Annotated in this window: 17 protein-coding genes; 14 read left to right on the forward strand and 3 right to left on the reverse strand. The window is 63.6% G+C overall.

All coding sequences use genetic code 11. The annotated features are described in order from the left end of the window. The first annotated feature begins 169 nt into the window (after positions 1 to 169). The 7 genes from ABE456_RS17370 to murB are packed head-to-tail and all read left to right on the forward strand — an operon-like array spanning position 170 to position 4708. On the forward strand, positions 170 to 805 hold the full coding sequence (locus ABE456_RS17370; RefSeq protein WP_346645012.1) for a MotA/TolQ/ExbB proton channel family protein: 636 nt from the start codon (positions 170 to 172) through the stop codon (positions 803 to 805). Then, complete coding sequence (locus ABE456_RS17375) at positions 802 to 1236, forward strand: biopolymer transporter ExbD (protein WP_346645013.1); 435 nt, start codon at positions 802 to 804, stop codon at positions 1234 to 1236. Before ABE456_RS17370 ends, ABE456_RS17375 begins: the two co-directional genes overlap by 4 nt. Further along, positions 1236 to 2237, forward strand: a complete 1002-nt coding sequence (gene lpxK / locus ABE456_RS17380; RefSeq protein WP_346645014.1) for a tetraacyldisaccharide 4'-kinase — start codon at positions 1236 to 1238, stop codon at positions 2235 to 2237. Before ABE456_RS17375 ends, lpxK begins: the two co-directional genes overlap by 1 nt. 44 nt (positions 2238 to 2281) lie before the next feature. Further along, positions 2282 to 2467 (forward strand): Trm112 family protein, encoded by a 186-nt coding sequence (locus tag ABE456_RS17385; protein WP_045187141.1) that lies wholly within the window; start codon positions 2282 to 2284, stop codon positions 2465 to 2467. Then, a complete protein-coding gene (gene kdsB, locus ABE456_RS17390; protein WP_346645015.1) occupies positions 2464 to 3228 on the forward strand; it encodes a 3-deoxy-manno-octulosonate cytidylyltransferase in 765 nt (254 codons plus the stop codon). Before ABE456_RS17385 ends, kdsB begins: the two co-directional genes overlap by 4 nt. Continuing rightward, on the forward strand, positions 3228 to 3692 hold the full coding sequence (locus ABE456_RS17395) for a low molecular weight protein-tyrosine-phosphatase (protein ID WP_346645016.1): 465 nt from the start codon (positions 3228 to 3230) through the stop codon (positions 3690 to 3692). The genes kdsB and ABE456_RS17395 overlap by 1 nt, the downstream gene beginning before the upstream one ends. Next, a complete protein-coding gene (gene murB, locus ABE456_RS17400; protein WP_346645017.1) occupies positions 3689 to 4708 on the forward strand; it encodes a UDP-N-acetylmuramate dehydrogenase in 1020 nt (339 codons plus the stop codon). Before ABE456_RS17395 ends, murB begins: the two co-directional genes overlap by 4 nt. 135 nt (positions 4709 to 4843) lie before the next feature. Here the strand turns inward: murB and ABE456_RS17405 are convergent, their stop codons facing one another. Both ABE456_RS17405 and rne read right to left on the reverse strand, forming a co-directional pair. Next, positions 4844 to 5632 (reverse strand): hypothetical protein, encoded by a 789-nt coding sequence (locus tag ABE456_RS17405; RefSeq protein ID WP_346645018.1) that lies wholly within the window; start codon positions 5630 to 5632, stop codon positions 4844 to 4846. Between the two features lie 305 nt (positions 5633 to 5937). Beyond that, complete coding sequence (rne, locus tag ABE456_RS17410; RefSeq protein WP_346645019.1) at positions 5938 to 9219, reverse strand: ribonuclease E; 3282 nt, start codon at positions 9217 to 9219, stop codon at positions 5938 to 5940. A gap of 801 nt (positions 9220 to 10020) precedes the next feature. Here rne and rluC point away from each other — a divergent pair. The 3 genes from rluC to sppA are packed head-to-tail and all read left to right on the forward strand — an operon-like array spanning position 10021 to position 12651. Continuing rightward, positions 10021 to 10977 carry a 23S rRNA pseudouridine(955/2504/2580) synthase RluC gene (rluC, locus tag ABE456_RS17415; RefSeq protein WP_103449704.1) on the forward strand — a complete coding sequence of 319 codons (957 nt, stop codon included), beginning with the start codon at positions 10021 to 10023 and terminating at the stop codon, positions 10975 to 10977. A gap of 3 nt (positions 10978 to 10980) precedes the next feature. Continuing rightward, positions 10981 to 11655 (forward strand): HAD family hydrolase, encoded by a 675-nt coding sequence (locus tag ABE456_RS17420; RefSeq protein WP_346645020.1) that lies wholly within the window; start codon positions 10981 to 10983, stop codon positions 11653 to 11655. 6 nt (positions 11656 to 11661) lie between these two features. Further along, positions 11662 to 12651 carry a signal peptide peptidase SppA gene (gene sppA / locus ABE456_RS17425; RefSeq protein WP_346645021.1) on the forward strand — a complete coding sequence of 330 codons (990 nt, stop codon included), beginning with the start codon at positions 11662 to 11664 and terminating at the stop codon, positions 12649 to 12651. 88 nt (positions 12652 to 12739) lie between these two features. On the opposite strand, the gene ABE456_RS17430 is transcribed toward sppA, so the two are convergent. Continuing rightward, on the reverse strand, positions 12740 to 13318 hold the full coding sequence (locus ABE456_RS17430) for a nucleoside triphosphate pyrophosphatase (RefSeq protein WP_346645022.1): 579 nt from the start codon (positions 13316 to 13318) through the stop codon (positions 12740 to 12742). Between the two features lie 96 nt (positions 13319 to 13414). On the opposite strand from ABE456_RS17430, the gene ABE456_RS17435 reads away from it, so the two are divergent. The 4 genes from ABE456_RS17435 (at position 13415) to fabD (ending at position 16262) form a co-directional block, all read left to right on the forward strand. After that, complete coding sequence (locus ABE456_RS17435; protein ID WP_346645023.1) at positions 13415 to 13942, forward strand: YceD family protein; 528 nt, start codon at positions 13415 to 13417, stop codon at positions 13940 to 13942. A gap of 13 nt (positions 13943 to 13955) precedes the next feature. After that, positions 13956 to 14138: a 50S ribosomal protein L32 gene (rpmF, locus tag ABE456_RS17440; RefSeq protein WP_003247154.1), complete on the forward strand. Its 183-nt coding sequence runs from the start codon at positions 13956 to 13958 to the stop codon at positions 14136 to 14138. A 33-nt stretch (positions 14139 to 14171) separates the two neighbouring features. Continuing rightward, complete coding sequence (plsX, locus tag ABE456_RS17445) at positions 14172 to 15152, forward strand: phosphate acyltransferase PlsX (RefSeq protein WP_346645049.1); 981 nt, start codon at positions 14172 to 14174, stop codon at positions 15150 to 15152. Between the two features lie 171 nt (positions 15153 to 15323). Beyond that, positions 15324 to 16262, forward strand: a complete 939-nt coding sequence (gene fabD, locus ABE456_RS17450) for an ACP S-malonyltransferase (protein WP_346645024.1) — start codon at positions 15324 to 15326, stop codon at positions 16260 to 16262. Positions 16263 to 16272: the final 10 nt, after the last annotated feature.

The following is a 16272-nucleotide window of genomic DNA, read 5'->3' on the forward strand; positions in this document are numbered from 1 at the left end:
CACAGGTTCAGTGCAATACTTGTGGGAGCGGGTTTACCCGCGAAGAGGCCAGACCAGCCCCCCAAAGCCCAAGCTTGAAACTGGCCCGGCCAATTCCCTGACCTCCGGCAGATGAGCCCTCGGCGCGCCTATGGTAGAGTGGCGGCCTTTTTCCGAAGGGGCGTTTACTGTGTGGGAATTGGTCAAGTCCGGTGGTTGGATGATGCTGCCGATCATTCTGAGTTCCATCGCTGCCATGGCTATTGTCGTCGAGCGCCTGTGGACCCTGCGCGCCAGTCGCGTGACCCCGCCGCACCTGCTGGGCCAGGTATGGATGTGGATCAAGGACAAGCAACTGACCAGTGACAAACTCAAGGCCCTGCGCGCCGATTCGCCACTGGGCGAAATCCTTGCCGCAGGCCTGGCCAACTCGCGCCATGGCCGCGAAATCATGAAAGAGTGCATCGAGGAGGCCGCCTCGCGTGTCATCCACGAGATGGAGCGCTACATCAGCACCCTCGGCACCATCGCCGCCATGGCTCCGCTGCTGGGCCTGCTGGGTACCGTGCTGGGCATGATCGACATCTTCAGCGCCTTTATGGGTTCGCAGATGACCGCCAACGCTGCGGTGCTGGCCGGTGGTATCTCCAAGGCCCTGGTCACCACGGCGGCCGGCCTGATGGTCGGTATCCCGGCGGTGTTCTTCCACCGCTTCCTGCTGCGCCGCATCGATGAGCTGGTGGTGGGCATGGAGCAGGAGGCGATCAAGCTGGTGGAGGTGCTGCAGGGCGACCGTGAAGTGGAAGTGGCCGGAGGCAAGGCGTGAAGTTCCGGCGCAATCGCCAGCGGGAGAACGTCGACATCAACCTGGCGTCGCTGATCGACGTGGTGTTCGTCCTGCTGCTGTTCTTCGTGGTCACCACCACCTTCACCCGCGAAACCCAGCTGCGCGTGGAGCTGCCCGAGGCCGCCAGCGCCGAACAGGCACCGGCCGACGAGGGCAAGTTGGTGGAAATCACCATCAGCGCCGAAGGCGTGTACTCGGTGAACAACCACCTGCTGCCCAAGAGCGACCTTGCCACCCTCAGCGAAGCGATCGAGCGTGAGTCGGGCGGCGACAACAAGCTGCCATTGGCCATCAGCGCCGACGGCAAGACCCCGCACCAGGCCGTGGTCACCGCAATGGATGCCGCCGGCAAGCTCGGTTTCAGCCAGTTGCGCATGACCACCGTCGAGGCGGCCCAGGGCACGCCTTGATGGCCTTCGCCGACCGTTTGCTCGCCGCCTGGTACACCGGGCACCCGGCGCTGGCGCTGCTGCGCCCGCTGGAGGCGTTGTACCGCCGCGTGGTCACGCGCAAGCGGGCGCGTTTTCTCAGTGGCGAAAGCGCCAGCTACCGGGCCCCGGTGCCGGTCATCGTGGTAGGCAACATCACCGTCGGTGGCACCGGCAAGACACCGATGATCCTCTGGCTGATCGAGCACTGCCGCCAGCAGGGGCTGAAGGTTGGCGTGGTCAGCCGTGGCTATGGCGCCAAGCCGCCGCAGCTGCCCTGGCGCGTGCAGGCTGATCAAGCTGCCGACCAGGCCGGCGACGAGCCGCTGCTGATCGTGCAGCGTACTGGCGTGCCGCTGATGATCGACCCCGACCGCTCTCGCGCCGTGCAGGCATTGCTGGCCAGCGAACCGCTCGACCTGGTCCTGTGTGACGACGGCATGCAGCACTACCGCCTGGCCCGTGACCTGGAGCTGGTGCTGATCGATGCCGCCCGTGGCCTGGGCAATGGCCGCTGCCTGCCCGCCGGCCCCCTGCGTGAGCCCGCCGAGCGCCTCCAGGGTGCCGACGCGGTGCTGTTCAACGGCGCCAGCGCAGACCGTGCCGATGGCTTTGGCTTCTGCCTGCAGCCGTCCGCCCTGGTCAACTTGCGCAGCGGCGAGCGCCGCTCGCTCGACCATTTCCCCGCAGGCCAGCGCCTGCACGCGGTGGCCGGTATCGGCAACCCGCAACGTTTCTTCAATACCTTGCTGGGGCTAAACTGGCAGCCGGTGCCGCATCCTTTCGCCGACCATGCGCAGTTCAGCGCCCAGAGCCTGGCCTTCAGCCCGTCGCTGCCGCTGGTCATGACCGAGAAGGACGCGGTGAAATGCCGGGCCTTCGCCGCCGACGACTGGTGGTACCTGGCCGTCGAGGCGCAGCCCACACAGGCTTTCAGCAGCTGGTTCGACAACCAGTTGCAACGCCTGCTGCGCAAGCCCTGAGCCCGTTTTCAATTTCCGGCCACCTGGCCTAAAGGAAGCCTCCAATGGACACCAAACTGCTCGATATCCTGGCCTGCCCGATCACCAAGGGCCCGCTCAAGCTCAGCGCCGACAAGACCGAGTTGATCAGCAAGGGCGCAGGCCTTGCCTACCCGATCCGCGATGGTATCCCGGTCATGCTGGAAAGCGAGGCGCGCACCCTGAGCGACGACGAGCGCCTGGACAAATGAGCCTGAACTTCACCGTGGTCATCCCCGCCCGGTTACGCTCCACGCGCCTACCGGGCAAGCCATTGTTGCCGATCGCCGGCAAACCGATGGTGCAACATGTGTGGGAACAGGCGCGCAAGAGCGGCGCCGGCCGGGTGGTGGTCGCCACCGACGACGCCAGCATCTTCGAAGCCTGCCAGGCCTTTGGTGCCGAAGTGCTGATGACCCGTGCCGACCATGAGTCGGGCACCGACCGCCTGGCCGAAGTGGCTGCGCATCTCGGCCTGCCGGCTGACGCCATTGTGGTCAACGTACAGGGCGACGAGCCGCTGATCCCGCCAGTCATCATCGACCAGGTGGCGGCCAACCTGGCTGCGCATCCGGAAGCCGGTATCGCCACCCTGGCCGAGCCGATCCTCGACCCGGAAACCGTGTTCAATCCCAATGCGGTCAAGGTTGTCAGCGACAACAACGGCCTGGCCCTGACCTTCAGCCGTGCGCCGCTGCCCTGGGCTCGCGATGCCTTTGCCAAGGACCGCAACCAGCTGCCGGCGGGTGTGCCTTACCGCCGCCACATCGGCATGTACGCCTACCGCGTCGGTTTCCTGCAGGACTTCGTCAGCTGGGGCCCATGCTGGCTCGAGCAGACCGAGGCGCTGGAGCAGCTGCGTGCCCTGTGGCACGGTGTGCGCATTCACGTAGAGGACGCCATCGAGGCGCCCGCCGTGGGCGTGGATACCCCTGAAGACCTGGAGCGCGTAAGGCGCTTGCTGGAGGCTTGATGCGCGTCCTGTTCGTCTGCCTGGGCAACATCTGCCGTTCGCCCACCGCCGAAGGCGTGCTGCGCCAGCAATTGCAGGCTGCCGGGCTTGCCGACAAGGTGCAGGTGGCTTCTGCCGGCACCGGCGACTGGCATGTTGGCAAGGCGCCAGACAGCCGCACCTGCAAGGCGGCGCTGGCGCGTGGGTATGACCTGTCGCAGCAGCGCGCCCAGCAGGTCAAGGCGGCGCATTTTGCCGAGTACGACCTGATCCTGGCCATGGACGAGAGCAACCTGCGCGATCTGCGTGCCTTGCGCCCGCACACGGCGGCAGGCGAGCTTGACCTGTTCTTGCGCCGCTATGGTGCAGCGCTGGATGAAGTGCCAGACCCGTACTACGGCGGTGCCGACGGCTTCGAGCAGGTGCTCGACCTGGTCGAAGCGGCGTGCCAGGCGCTGGTACTGGAAATCAAGGGGCGGCTATGACAGTGCAGTGGCAGGAGCAGGTATCGCTCAAGCCTTATAACACCTTCGGCATCGACGTGAAGGCGCGGTATTTCAGCCAGGCGCATGATGACCAGGAAGTGCGCCAGGTATTGGGCCAGGCGCAGCAACGTGGCCTGCCGGTGCTGGTGATCGGCGGCGGCAGCAACCTGCTGCTGACCCGTGATATCGATGCATGGGTGCTGCACATGGCCAGCCGTGGCCGGCGCGTGCTCAGCGACGATGGCGAGCGTGTCGTGATCGAGGCCGAGGCTGGTGAACCTTGGCACCCGTTCGTGCAGTGGACGCTGGCTCAAGGCTTCTGCGGGCTGGAGAACCTCAGCCTGATCCCCGGCACCGTGGGCGCCGCGCCGATGCAGAACGTGGGCGCCTATGGGGTAGAGATCAAGGACGTGTTCGCCGGCCTCACCGCCCTGGACCGTGAGACCGGTGCACTGCGTGACTTCGGTTTGGCGGAATGTGCCTTTGGTTATCGCGACAGCCTGTTCAAGCGCAACCCTGGGCGCTGGTTGATCCTGCGCGTGCGCTTTACCTTGAACCGCACCCTGCAGGCGCACCTGGACTACGGCCCGGTGCGCCAGCGCCTGGCGGAGCAGGGCGTGACCGAGCCGACGGCGCAGGCGATCAGCGAGGCAATTTGCAGCATTCGCCGCGAAAAGCTGCCAGACCCGGCAGAGCTTGGCAATGCCGGGAGCTTCTTCAAGAACCCGGTGGTTTCGGCTGAACAGGTCGAGTGTATCCGTGCGCAGTATCCGGGCGTGGTTGCATATCCCCAGGCCGATGGCCAGGTGAAGCTGGCGGCGGGCTGGTTGATCGAGCAGGCGGGCTGGAAAGGCCATCGCGAAGGTGATGCCGGTGTGCATCGCTTGCAGTCGCTGGTGCTGGTCAACTATGGCCAGGCGAGCGGTGCACAGATGCATGCGCTGGCGCGGCAGATCCAGGCGGATATCCTAGAGCGGTTTGGGGTTGAGCTGGAAATGGAGCCGAACCTGTACTGATTCATTGCCTGTACCGTCCCTTTCGCGGCTAAAGCCGCTCCTACATCTACCGCGCAGGTTTCGGTTTTGCGCGGTACCTGTAGGAGCGGCTTTAGCCGCGAACACCGGCGTGGCCGGTGCCATACCCTCCAACTGTTACAGCAGCTTCTTCAATTTACGGGTCCACTCGAAGGTAGTGGGCTGCAACGCATCATCACCTTCCTTCACGCCGTCACGGTCTACGGCATACGAGAAGATTCCGCCCTTGGTGCCTTGGCTTGGGTGCCAGCTGGCGTAGGCGTGGGCAGTGCTGGTTTCAAACGGATCGCGCACATCACCCCATTTATAGCCTCGCTCTTCATAGAACGAGAAGCCAACCAGAAACTTCGATGGGGCAAGAAAATCCTTGAACATCCGGTCAAAATGCCCCTGCACGCGGCTTGGGCTCTGGCCGTATGCCTGGAAAAGCACGTAGTCCAGTTGCTGCTCCAGCGAGCGAAGCAAGTTGACGTCACCCCTCTCGTTGGTGTCGTAGATGAACAGGCGGCCTTGGCCCAGCAGTGCTTTCAGCTCTAGTGAAATCCTTTCGGCCTGCTTGCGTTCGCTTTCGCTCAGGGTGTGCTCGATATCGATATCGAGGCCATCCAGGCCATTGGTTGAGCTGAAGAAGCGCTGAAAAATAGCCTTTGCTGTCGCGCCTGGCTTGATCAGTTCATCGATGGCCACCGTGCGGACTACCTTGATCTGTTTCTGGTGCAGTGCGGGGATGATATCTGACTCGAGTTGTTTCCAGTATTCGGCAGGTTCGTTGCCATCCGGGAAGACAAAGGCGATGTCCACTTCGTCGGGCAGTTCGCGCATGGATACCTTGTTGTCCGGGTTGCCAGTTGCGATGTCACGCCAGGAGCGGAAGTAGCACGCCATGATGCCTGGTTGATGGTTCATTTGTTTCTCCGGTGAATGATTGAGTGCGAATGCAGCTCAACGCTATCAGCGGAGCGGCGCAGTGACTGCTGGCAGGTCTGCGAGGTATGTGTGGCTCGCCACATTGAGGGTTCGAGTTGGTGCTCTACCTGTGGGGGCGGGCGTGCCCGCGAAGAATCCAGCGCGGTGGATGGCACCGGCTGCGCCGGTGTTCGCGGCTAAAGCCGCTCCTACAAAGGGTGGAACCGGCGCTGATCTGAAGTAATGGGCCAAGAAAAAGCCCCGCCAGTTCGCACTGGCGGGGCTTTTTCATTCAGCCTTGGCTATCAACCGTGATGAGGCTTGTGCTCATCGGCGGCTTCCAGGGCTGGCTCCTCGCTAGCGGCAGCTTCCTGTGCGGCTTTGGCAGCAGCCTCGGCCTCACGCTTGCGGCGGCGCACTTCACGCGGGTCGTTCGGTGCGCGGCCGTTGGCCAGCATGACAGTGGCAGGTTCTACCGCAGCAGGGGCTTCGACCGGTGCGGGCTCGACCACCACGGGTGCAGGCTCAGCCACCACTTCTGGCTGGGCTTCGACAACCGGTGCAGGCTGCTCGGCAACCGCAGCGACCTCGACCACGGCCGGGGCCTGTTCGATCTCGCCGGCTTCGACGGCAGGCGCTGCTACCGGCGCTTCGCTAACCACCGCTTCTGCAATCACGGCCGGTTCGGCAGCAGGTGCCTCTTCGACCACAGGCTGTGCAGCGACTTCGACCACAGGCTCGGCAGTTGCCTCGACCACAGCCACAGGCTCGCTGACCGGCTGCTCGACCACTGGGGCCACGGCAACTTCTTCAGCCTTGGCGACGGCTTCGACCTGCTCAACCGGCTGGGCGGCTTCACTGTTGTCGGTTACTGCAACTGCAGCAACTTCGGCGGTAGCCAACTCGGCCTGCTGGTTGGCCTGGGCTTCGGCGTCGGCGCTGATGTTGCTGCTGGCGACGGCAGCAGTCACGGCCAGGCCAGCGGCCAGTTCGGCACCCAGCTCGGTGGCCTGGTGCTGTTGTGGCTGCTCTTCGCTGCCTTCTTCTTCGCCGTCGATCAACTCGCCATTGGCGTTGCGCTGGCGCTCACGACGGTTGCTGCGGCGACGCTGGCCACGCGAACGGCGGCGCGGACGCTCGCCATCGGCGCCTTCCTGCTCGTCCTGCAGCAGCTCTTCGTTCGGCAGTTGCTCTTCGGCCAGCTCGGCAGCCTGTTCGGCCGCTTCTTCAGCAGCGCGTGGCTGACGCTCTTCGCGTGGTGGGCGTGGGGCACGCTCTTCACGAGGGGCGCGTTCTTCGCGTGGAGCGCGCTCTTCACGAGGGGCACGTTCTTCGCGTGGCGCACGCTCTTCACGAGGGGCGCGTTCTTCGCGTGGCGCACGCTCTTCACGAGGGGCGCGCTCTTCACGTGGAGCACGCTCTTCGCGTGGAGCACGTTCTTCGCGCGGTGCACGCTCTTCACGGGCTACGCGCTCTTCGCGTGGCTGGCGCTCTTCGCGTTCGGCGGGTGGGGTGGCGTCCAGCGGCTCGCGCAGTTCGCGCACGCGCTCTTCGCCTCGGTTGCCGCGGCGGTCTTCGCGTGGCTGGCGTGGTGCACGTTCTTCACGCGGTGCACGCTCTTCGCGTGGTGCACGTTCTTCACGTGGCGCACGCTCTTCGCGCGGTGCGCGTTCCTCGCGTGGCTGGCGCTCTTCGCGTGGGGCGCGCTCGGCACGCTCTTCGCGCGGCTTGCGATCTTCGTCGCGGCGGCCGTTGCGGTTGCGGCTTTGCTGGCGACCGGTGCGGCGCTCTTCGTTACGCGGGCTGCGCTCGGCGGCCGGTTTCTCGGCGGCGGTGACGACTGGAGCGGCAACAGGTTCTTCCTTGCCGGCGAACAGGCTGACCAGCGACTTCACCAAGCCCTTGAACAGGCTTGGCTCCGGGGCGCTCGGGGCAGGGGCGACTGGCGCGGCAGGCTGCGGCTCTTCTTCGGCGGCCGGTACCGGTGCATTGGCGCGAGCCGGGGCGGTCTTGACCGCAGCCTCCTGGCGAACCAGAGTGCGGGTGGCGGTTGGCTGCGGTGCTTCTTCGGCTTCGGCGGCGGCGATTTCGTAGCTGGACTGGTTGTTCAGCACTTCCGGGTTGTCGTCGCGCAGGCGCTGGACTTCGAAGTGCGGGGTTTCCAGGTGATCGTTCGGCAGGATGATGATGCGTGCACGGGTACGCAGTTCGATCTTGGTGATCGAGTTGCGCTTCTCGTTGAGCAGGAACGCGGCCACCGGGATCGGCACCTGGGCACGTACTTCGGCGGTGCGGTCCTTCAGGGCTTCTTCTTCGATCAGGCGCAGGATGGCCAGCGACAGCGACTCGACATCACGGATGATGCCGGTGCCCGAGCAGCGTGGGCAGACGATGCCGCTGCTTTCACCCAGCGACGGGCGCAGGCGCTGACGGGACATTTCCAGCAGGCCGAAACGCGAGATGCGGCCAACCTGCACGCGGGCGCGGTCGGCTTCCAGGCATTCACGCACACGTTCTTCCACGGCGCGCTGGTTCTTCGCCGGGGTCATGTCGATGAAGTCGATGACGATCAGGCCGCCGATGTCACGCAGGCGCAGCTGGCGGGCGATTTCCTCGGCCGCTTCCAGGTTGGTCTGCAGGGCGGTTTCTTCGATGTCGCTGCCTTTGGTGGCGCGTGCCGAGTTGATGTCGATGGACACCAGGGCTTCAGTCGGGTCGATCACGATCGAGCCGCCGGACGGCAGGTCGACCACGCGCTGGAAGGCGGTTTCGATCTGGCTTTCGATCTGGAAACGGTTGAACAGCGGCACGCTGTCTTCGTACAACTTGACCTTGCTGGCGTACTGCGGCATCACCTGGCGGATGAAGGTCAGGGCTTCTTCCTGGGCATCGATGCTGTCGATCAGCACTTCGCCAATGTCCTGGCGCAGGTAGTCGCGGATGGCGCGGATGATGACGTTGCTTTCCTGGTAGATCAGGAATGGCGCGGCGCGGTCCAGGGACGCTTCCTTGATGGCGGTCCACAGTTGCAGCAGGTAGTCGAGGTCCCACTGCATTTCTTCGCTGCTGCGGCCCAGGCCGGCAGTGCGCACGATCAGGCCCATGTCACCCGGCACGGTCAGGCCGTTCAGGGCTTCGCGCAGTTCGTTGCGCTCTTCGCCTTCGATGCGGCGGGAGATGCCACCGGCACGCGGGTTGTTCGGCATCAGTACCAGGTAGCGGCCGGCCAGGCTGATGAAGGTGGTGAGGGCGGCGCCTTTGTTGCCGCGCTCTTCCTTCTCGACCTGGACGATGACTTCCTGGCCTTCGCTGAGCACTTCCTTGATGTTGACCCGGCCTTCAGGGGCTTTCTTGAAGTATTCGCGGGAGATTTCTTTCAGCGGCAGGAAGCCGTGACGTTCGGAACCGAAGTCGACGAAGGCGGCTTCGAGGCTGGGTTCGATGCGGGTGATCTTGCCTTTGTAGATGTTGGCCTTCTTCTGCTCACGCGCGCCGGACTCGATATCCAGGTCGTAGAGACGTTGGCCGTCCACCAGGGCTACACGCAACTCTTCGGGTTGAGTCGCGTTAATCAGCATTCTTTTCATGTTGTACCGTCGGTTTCCGGGCTGCCGGAAACGGCGTTCGGCACACACGACGTCTCATGGTCGGTGCCAAGGTGCGCAAAGGGTGGCCGGGCCACCCCCGTGTCGAGCAACGTTCGGCACCAGCCGGTCACCCAGCCTGCCGTTGTCGCGACGACGCGTCCTGTTTGCTGCGGTGCCAACAAGGCCCCGGTGGCTTCGAATGGGTATCCGAATCAACCAAGCGGGCCTTGTGCACTCAGTCAGGAGGAGGAATCAACCTTCAGCCGTGGACGCCCGGGGGCATCTGTTCAGGACCTTATCCGCTCGCCAGCCGTTCAGTGGGCTGGTGGCCGGACGCGGTGCTACACGGTCCGAGGGCTGTGCATCTCCACCCTGCACGTATCCCTGATAATTCGGGTGCTGCCGCGCGCTGAATCCGCAACGGGTTGCATTTTTCGCCAGCTTCAAATGGGAAGCTGACGCCATTACATATCCAAGGCAGGTATTTCCGAAGTATTCGCCTTGCGTTGCGTGGAAGCGACGGGGCGGGCAGAGGTGCAGCGAAAAGAATCGGGTAAGCAGGTGAAAAACCACACTTGTCGTTTTTTTTCGGTCTTCTCTACACAGCGCTGGTGGCGATTCCAGGCAATTCGGTAAACTGGCGAAAACCCCGTAGGACGGCCTCGCGTCCTGGAGAATTGCGTAGGTCATGAACCGGCCAAGGGCCTGGTTTCACTGGCCTGCCGCTTTTGGCGGCGTTCGCGACTATAGCAGCAATGATTAAGTGCTTCAATTCCATAAAAAATTGTTATGATTCCCGCCATGACGACCAATACCCCTCCGACTTCCGGCGTTCAGCTGATCGAAGTCGCGCCGGAGCTTGCCGGCCAACGCATCGACAATTTCCTTATCACGGCGCTCAAGGGCGTGCCCAAGACCTTGGTCTACCGCATCCTGCGCAAGGGTGAGGTACGGGTCAACAAGGGCCGCGTGAAGCCGGAATACAAGATCCAGGCCGGCGACATCGTGCGGGTACCGCCCGTCCGCCTGCCGGAGCGTGACGAGCCGGCACCGGTGGCCCAGGGCCTGCTGCAGCGCCTTGAGGCCGCCATTGTCTATGAAGACAAGGCGCTGATCGTGATGAACAAGCCAGCCGGCATCGCCGTGCATGGCGGTAGTGGCCTGAGCTTTGGCGTGATCGAGGCGTTGCGCCAGCTGCGCCCGGACGCCAAGGAACTGGAGCTGGTGCACCGCCTGGACCGCGACACCTCCGGCCTGCTGATGATCGCCAAGAAGCGCAGCATGCTGCGCCACCTGCACGCCGCCCTGCGCGGTGATGGCGTCGACAAACGCTACATGGCGTTGGTGCGTGGGCACTGGCCAACCTCGAAGAAGCAGGTCAACGCGCCACTGCTCAAGAGCAACCTGCGCTCTGGTGAGCGCATGGTCGAAGTGAACGACGAGGGCAAGGAGGCGCTGACCCTGTTCCGCGTGCTGCGCCGCTTTGGCGAGTTCGCCACCATTGTCGAGGCGCGCCCGATCACCGGCCGTACCCACCAGATCCGCGTGCACACCCTGCATGCCGGGCACATGATTGCCGGCGACAGCAAGTACGGCGACGAAGACTTCAGCCGCGAAATTCGTGAGCTGGGTGGCAAGCGCCTGTTCCTGCATGCCTATGCGCTGACCGTGCCGCTGCCGGACGGTGGTGAGCTGAAGCTCGAAGCGCCTGTGGATGAAGTCTGGGCGAAAACCGTTGAACGTTTGAGTGCGTCCTGACCTATGAAAAAAGGCTATGAGCTACTGATCTTCGACTGGGACGGCACCCTGGCCGATTCCATCGGGCGTATCGTCGAGGCCATGAACGCTGCCGCCGAGCGTGCTGGTGAAGCGCAAAGCAGCGACGACGCGGTTAAGGGCATCATCGGCCTGGCTCTGGGTGAAGCGATCCATACCCTGTACCCGCACCTGGCGCCTGCGCAGGTCGAAAGCTTCCGCCAGCACTACGCCGATATCTACATGGAGCTGGATCAGCAGCCCTCGCCGCTGTTTGACGGTGTGGTCGAGTCGCTGGATGCCTTCCGTGCCGAGGGTTATCGCCTGGCGGTGGCCACCGGCAAGGCTCGCCGCGGGCTGGACCGGGTGCTCAAGGCCAATGGCTGGGAGCAGTTCTTCGACATCACTCGTGCCGCTGACGAGACCCGTGGCAAGCCGCATCCGCTGATGCTCGAGGAAATCCTCGGCCATTGCGGTGTCGAACCAGGGCGTGCGCTGATGGTCGGCGATTCGGCATTCGACTTGCAGATGGCCAGTAATGCCGGCATGCATTCGGTGGCTGTGGGCTATGGCGCCATGTCGCTGCAGGCGCTGGCCGAATTCGGCCCGCAGGTATGCATCGATCACTTTGCCCAGTTGCGCGAGTGGCTGGGCGGTTCTGCAATTTCACTTCCAAGGTAGGTAAGCATGGCAGACGAATGGAAAGCCCCTGAGGCCGAGCCCGAGGAGCGTGAAGAACGCAAGAGCTGGAAGCTGCTGGAAAAGACCTTGCTGGCGAGCGTGCAGGAGCAGCGCCGGTCGCGGCGCTGGGGGATTTTCTTCAAGCTGCTGACCTTCGTCTACCTGTTCGGCATCCTGGCGTTGTTCTCGCCACTGATGGATATGGACAAGGCGGCATCGCGCAGTGCCAGCCATACCGCGCTGGTCGAGGTGCGCGGGGTGATTGCCGACCAGGAGGCTGCCAGCGCCGACAATATCGTCAAGAGCCTGCGCGACGCGTTCAAGGACAGTAAGACCAAGGCTGTGGTGATGCGCATCAACAGCCCGGGTGGCAGCCCGGTGCAGTCGGGGTACGTGTATGACGAAATCCGCCGTCTGCGTGCCGAATACCCGGCCATCAAGCTGTACGCGGTGATCGCCGACCTCGGTGCTTCCGGGGCTTACTACATCGCCAGCGCGGCGGACGAGATCTATGCCGACAAGGCCAGCCTGGTGGGTTCGATTGGTGTGACGGCGGCCGGTTACGGCTTTGTTGGCACCATGGAGAAGCTGGGGGTGGAGCGGCGTACCTACACCGCCGGCGAGCACAAGGCCTTCCTGGACCCGTTCTCGCCGCAAAAGCCGGAAGAGACCGAGTTCTGGCAGGGTGTGCTGAACACCACGCACCAGCAGTTCATTGCCATGGTCAAGCAGGGGCGGGGAGAGCGCCTGAAGGACAAGGAACACCCAGAGCTGTTCAGCGGCCTGGTGTGGTCGGGTGAGCAGGCCAAGGCGCTGGGCCTGGTGGATGGGCTGGGCAGTGCCAGCTACGTGGCGCGCGAGATTGTAGGCGAGAAGGAGTTGGTGGACTTCACCGTGCAGGAATCGCCGTTCGACCGCTTCTCCAAGCGCGTGGGGGCCAGCGTGGCTGAGCACCTGGCGATGTGGATGGGGTTCCAGGGGCCACAGTTGCGCTGAGGTTCGTCACGCAATTTGTGGTGTTTGTGAGATCGAGCGCCGCCCGCGCGGCGCTCGATCTCACCTGCGCCGAAGATCTCGAGCCGAGCTATGGAATAACCACCCCTTCCTTGGTCAGCATATCCACCAGCCGAATCAGCGGCAGCCCGATCAGGCTGGTGGCATCGCAGCCATGGGTGCTCTGGAACAAACTCACCCCCAGCCCCTCCGCCTTGAAGCTGCCGGCGCAATCCAGCGGCTGCTCCGCCGTCACATAGCGCTCCACCCGCTCCCGGCTCAGCTCGCGCATGGTCACGGTAAACGGCACGCAATCCACCTGGCACTGCCCGGTGGCGCTGTTCAGCAGTGCCAGCCCGGTCAGGAAGCTCACCTGTTGGCCGCTGCACTCCAGCAGCTGCTCACAGGCTCGTTCGAACGAATGCGGCTTGCCCAGCACCTGTTCGCCCAGCACGGCAACCTGGTCCGAACCGATGATCAGGTGCCCGGGGTGGCTGCTTGCCAGGGCCTCGGCCTTTTGCCTTGCCAGCCGTCGCACCAGCTCCACGGCCGGTTCGTCATCCAGGCGCCGCTCGTCTATGTCGGGGCTTGCCCAGGTGAAGGGCAGGCGCAGGCGTGCGAGCAGTTCGCGGCGATAGGTAGAGCTGGAAGCCAGTAGCAGAGGAAGCATGGTAGACTCCTGAATCAGTTGAACAAATTCTATCACGCACGATGCCGCCTAATTTCCTTTGACAGGGGCGGGGGGCATCCCTAGAATGCTGCGCCTATGTTGAATGACCCGATTCCACCTCACGTTGACCCGCGCAAATTAGCCGATCGTGGCGTAACCCTTAACGGTTCGCTGCAACTCGCTGATTTGGAAAGACTCTGCGACCCGCTTTCCGACAATGTCGGTACGGTGCAGGCGAAGTTCGATTTTGAACGAGATGAACAGCACGTGGTGGTTGTCCACAGCGAGCTTGACGTCGAGGTCAAGATGGTTTGCCAGCGTTGTCTTGAGCTGGTCACCCTGCCGATCCACAGCGAATGTACTTACGCCGTGGTGAAGGAGGGTGCGAATACCCAGTCGTTGCCGAAAGGCTATGACGTGCTGGAACTGGGCGAAGATCCTTTGGATCTGCAGGCATTGATCGAGGAGGAGCTTTTGCTCGCCTTGCCAATTGTGCCTGCTCATCATCCGGAAGAATGCCAGCAGCCGGCGGGCGCAGACGAGCCCGATTCGAGCAAGGACGAGGTATCGCGGTCCAACCCGTTCAGTGTTTTGGCGCAGTTAAAGCGTGACCCAAACGTTTAGGAGTTAATCAATTATGGCTGTTCAGCAGAACAAAAAATCCCGCTCTGCCCGTGACATGCGCCGTTCGCACGACGCCCTGTCGGAAAACGCGCTGTCGGTAGAGAAAACCACCGGTGAAGTACACCTGCGTCACCACGTTTCGCCAGAAGGCGTATACCGTGGTCGCAAAGTGGTCGACAAGGGCGCTGACGAGTAATCCTTGTCCGCTCAGATCATCGCGATCGACGCAATGGGCGGGGACTTCGGTCCCCGCAGCATTGTTCAGGCTAGCATTGCCTGCCTTTCCGCTACCCCCTCGCTGCACCTGACCCTCGTCGGTCAACCCTCCCTCCTGGAAGATCTTGTCAGCGGCCTTGCGGCTGCGGATCGCGCGCGCCTGCAGATTGTCGCCGCCAGTGAGGTGGTTGGCATGGATGAGCGGCCATCCCAGGCGTTGCGCGGCAAGCCGGACTCGTCGATGCGCATCGCCCTCGAACTGGTGCGCGACGGCAAGGCCCAGGCCTGCGTCAGTGCCGGCAACACCGGGGCGCTGATGGCGCTGTCCCGCTTTGTGCTCAAGACTCTGCCCGGTATCGACCGGCCAGCCATGGTGGCGGCGATCCCGACCCAGGCCGGCTACTGCCAGCTGCTCGACCTGGGCGCGAATGTCGATTGCAGTGCCGAAAACCTCTACCAGTTCGCCGTGATGGGCTCGGTGGCTACCCAGGCTTTGGGCGTGCATCGGCCGCGCGTGGCGTTGCTGAACATCGGTACCGAGGACATCAAGGGTAACCAGCAGGTCAAGCTGGCTGCCAGCCTGTTGCAGAATGCCCGTGGGCTCAATTACATCGGCTTCGTCGAGGGTGACGGGTTGTACCGTGGTGAGGCCGACGTGGTGGTGTGCGACGGGTTTGTCGGCAATATCCTGCTCAAGTCCAGCGAAGGCCTGGCGACCATGATCGGTGCGCGCATCGAGCAGTTGTTCAAGGGTGGCGTGTTGTCGCGGGCTGCCGGGGCGCTGGCCATGCCGTTGCTCAAGCGCCTGCAGGCCGACCTGGCGCCGGCTCGGCACAACGGGGCGAGCTTTCTGGGGTTGCAGGGCATCGTCATCAAGAGCCATGGCTCGGCGGGGGTGCAGGGCTTCCAGAGTGCCATACAGCGGGCGTTGATCGAGATCCAGGAAAACCTGCCGCAGCGTTTGCATGGGCGGTTGGAGGACCTGTTGCTTTAGCTTGTGCCGGCGATAGGGCCGGTACAGGCAAACAAAGAACTTAGGCATATCGCCGATGAAGTGCTTAAATGTGACCGCTTAGGTTCCGTCTTCATCCAAACTTTCAGATTCCGCGCCTGGCCCAAAGCCCGGTGCACCCTATCCGACGACAAGATCATAAGGGCTTGTTCAATGTCTGCATCTCTCGCATTCGTCTTTCCCGGTCAAGGTTCCCAGTCGCTGGGCATGCTCGCCGAGCTCGGCGCTGAGAAGCCAGTGATCATCGAAACCTTCAAGGAAGCCTCCGCAGCGCTCGGTTACGACCTGTGGAAGCTGGTTCAGGAAGGCCCGGAAGAACAACTCAACCAGACCGACAAGACCCAGCCGGCCATCCTCACCGCGTCCATCGCGCTGTGGCGCCTGTGGCTGGAGGAGGGCGGCGCCAAGCCGGCCTTCGTTTCCGGTCACAGCCTGGGTGAATACAGCGCCCTGGTTGCCGCGGGTAGCATCAGCCTGAAGGACGCCGTTCGCCTGGTCGAGCGCCGTGGTCAGCTGATGCAGGAGGCGGTGCCGGCAGGTCATGGCGCCATGGCTGCCATTCTCGGCCTGGACGACGCTGTAGTCGTTGAGATTTGCGCCGAAGCGGCTGAAGACCAGGTGGTCAGCGCCGTCAACTTCAACTCGCCAGGCCAGGTGGTAATCGCCGGCAACAAGGCTGCGGTAGACCGCGCCATGGAGCTATGCAAGGCCAAGGGTGCCAAGCGCGCCCTGCCGCTGGCGGTCAGCGTGCCGTCGCACTGCGCCCTGATGAAGCCGGCCGCCGAGCGCTTTGCCGAATTCGTCAACGCCATCGAATGGAAGGCCCCGCAGATCCCGGTGGTGCAGAACGTCACTGCCGCCGTCGCTGCCGACCTCGATGCCCTCAAGCACGACCTGCTGGCACAGCTGTATCAGCCGGTACGCTGGGTGGAGTGCGTACAGACGCTGGCTGCAAACGGCGCGGTCAACCTGGTCGAGTGCGGCCCGGGCAAAGTCCTGGCTGGCCTGAACAAGCGTTGCGCCGACGGCGTGACCACCTACAACCTCAACACCCCTGACGCCGTTGCCGCCACCCGCGCGGCACTGGCCTGATTTGGAGAAG

The sequence above is a fragment of the Pseudomonas sp. TWI929 genome (assembly GCF_039673335.1).
In the GTDB taxonomy this organism is placed as follows: Bacteria; Pseudomonadota; Gammaproteobacteria; order Pseudomonadales; family Pseudomonadaceae; genus Aquipseudomonas.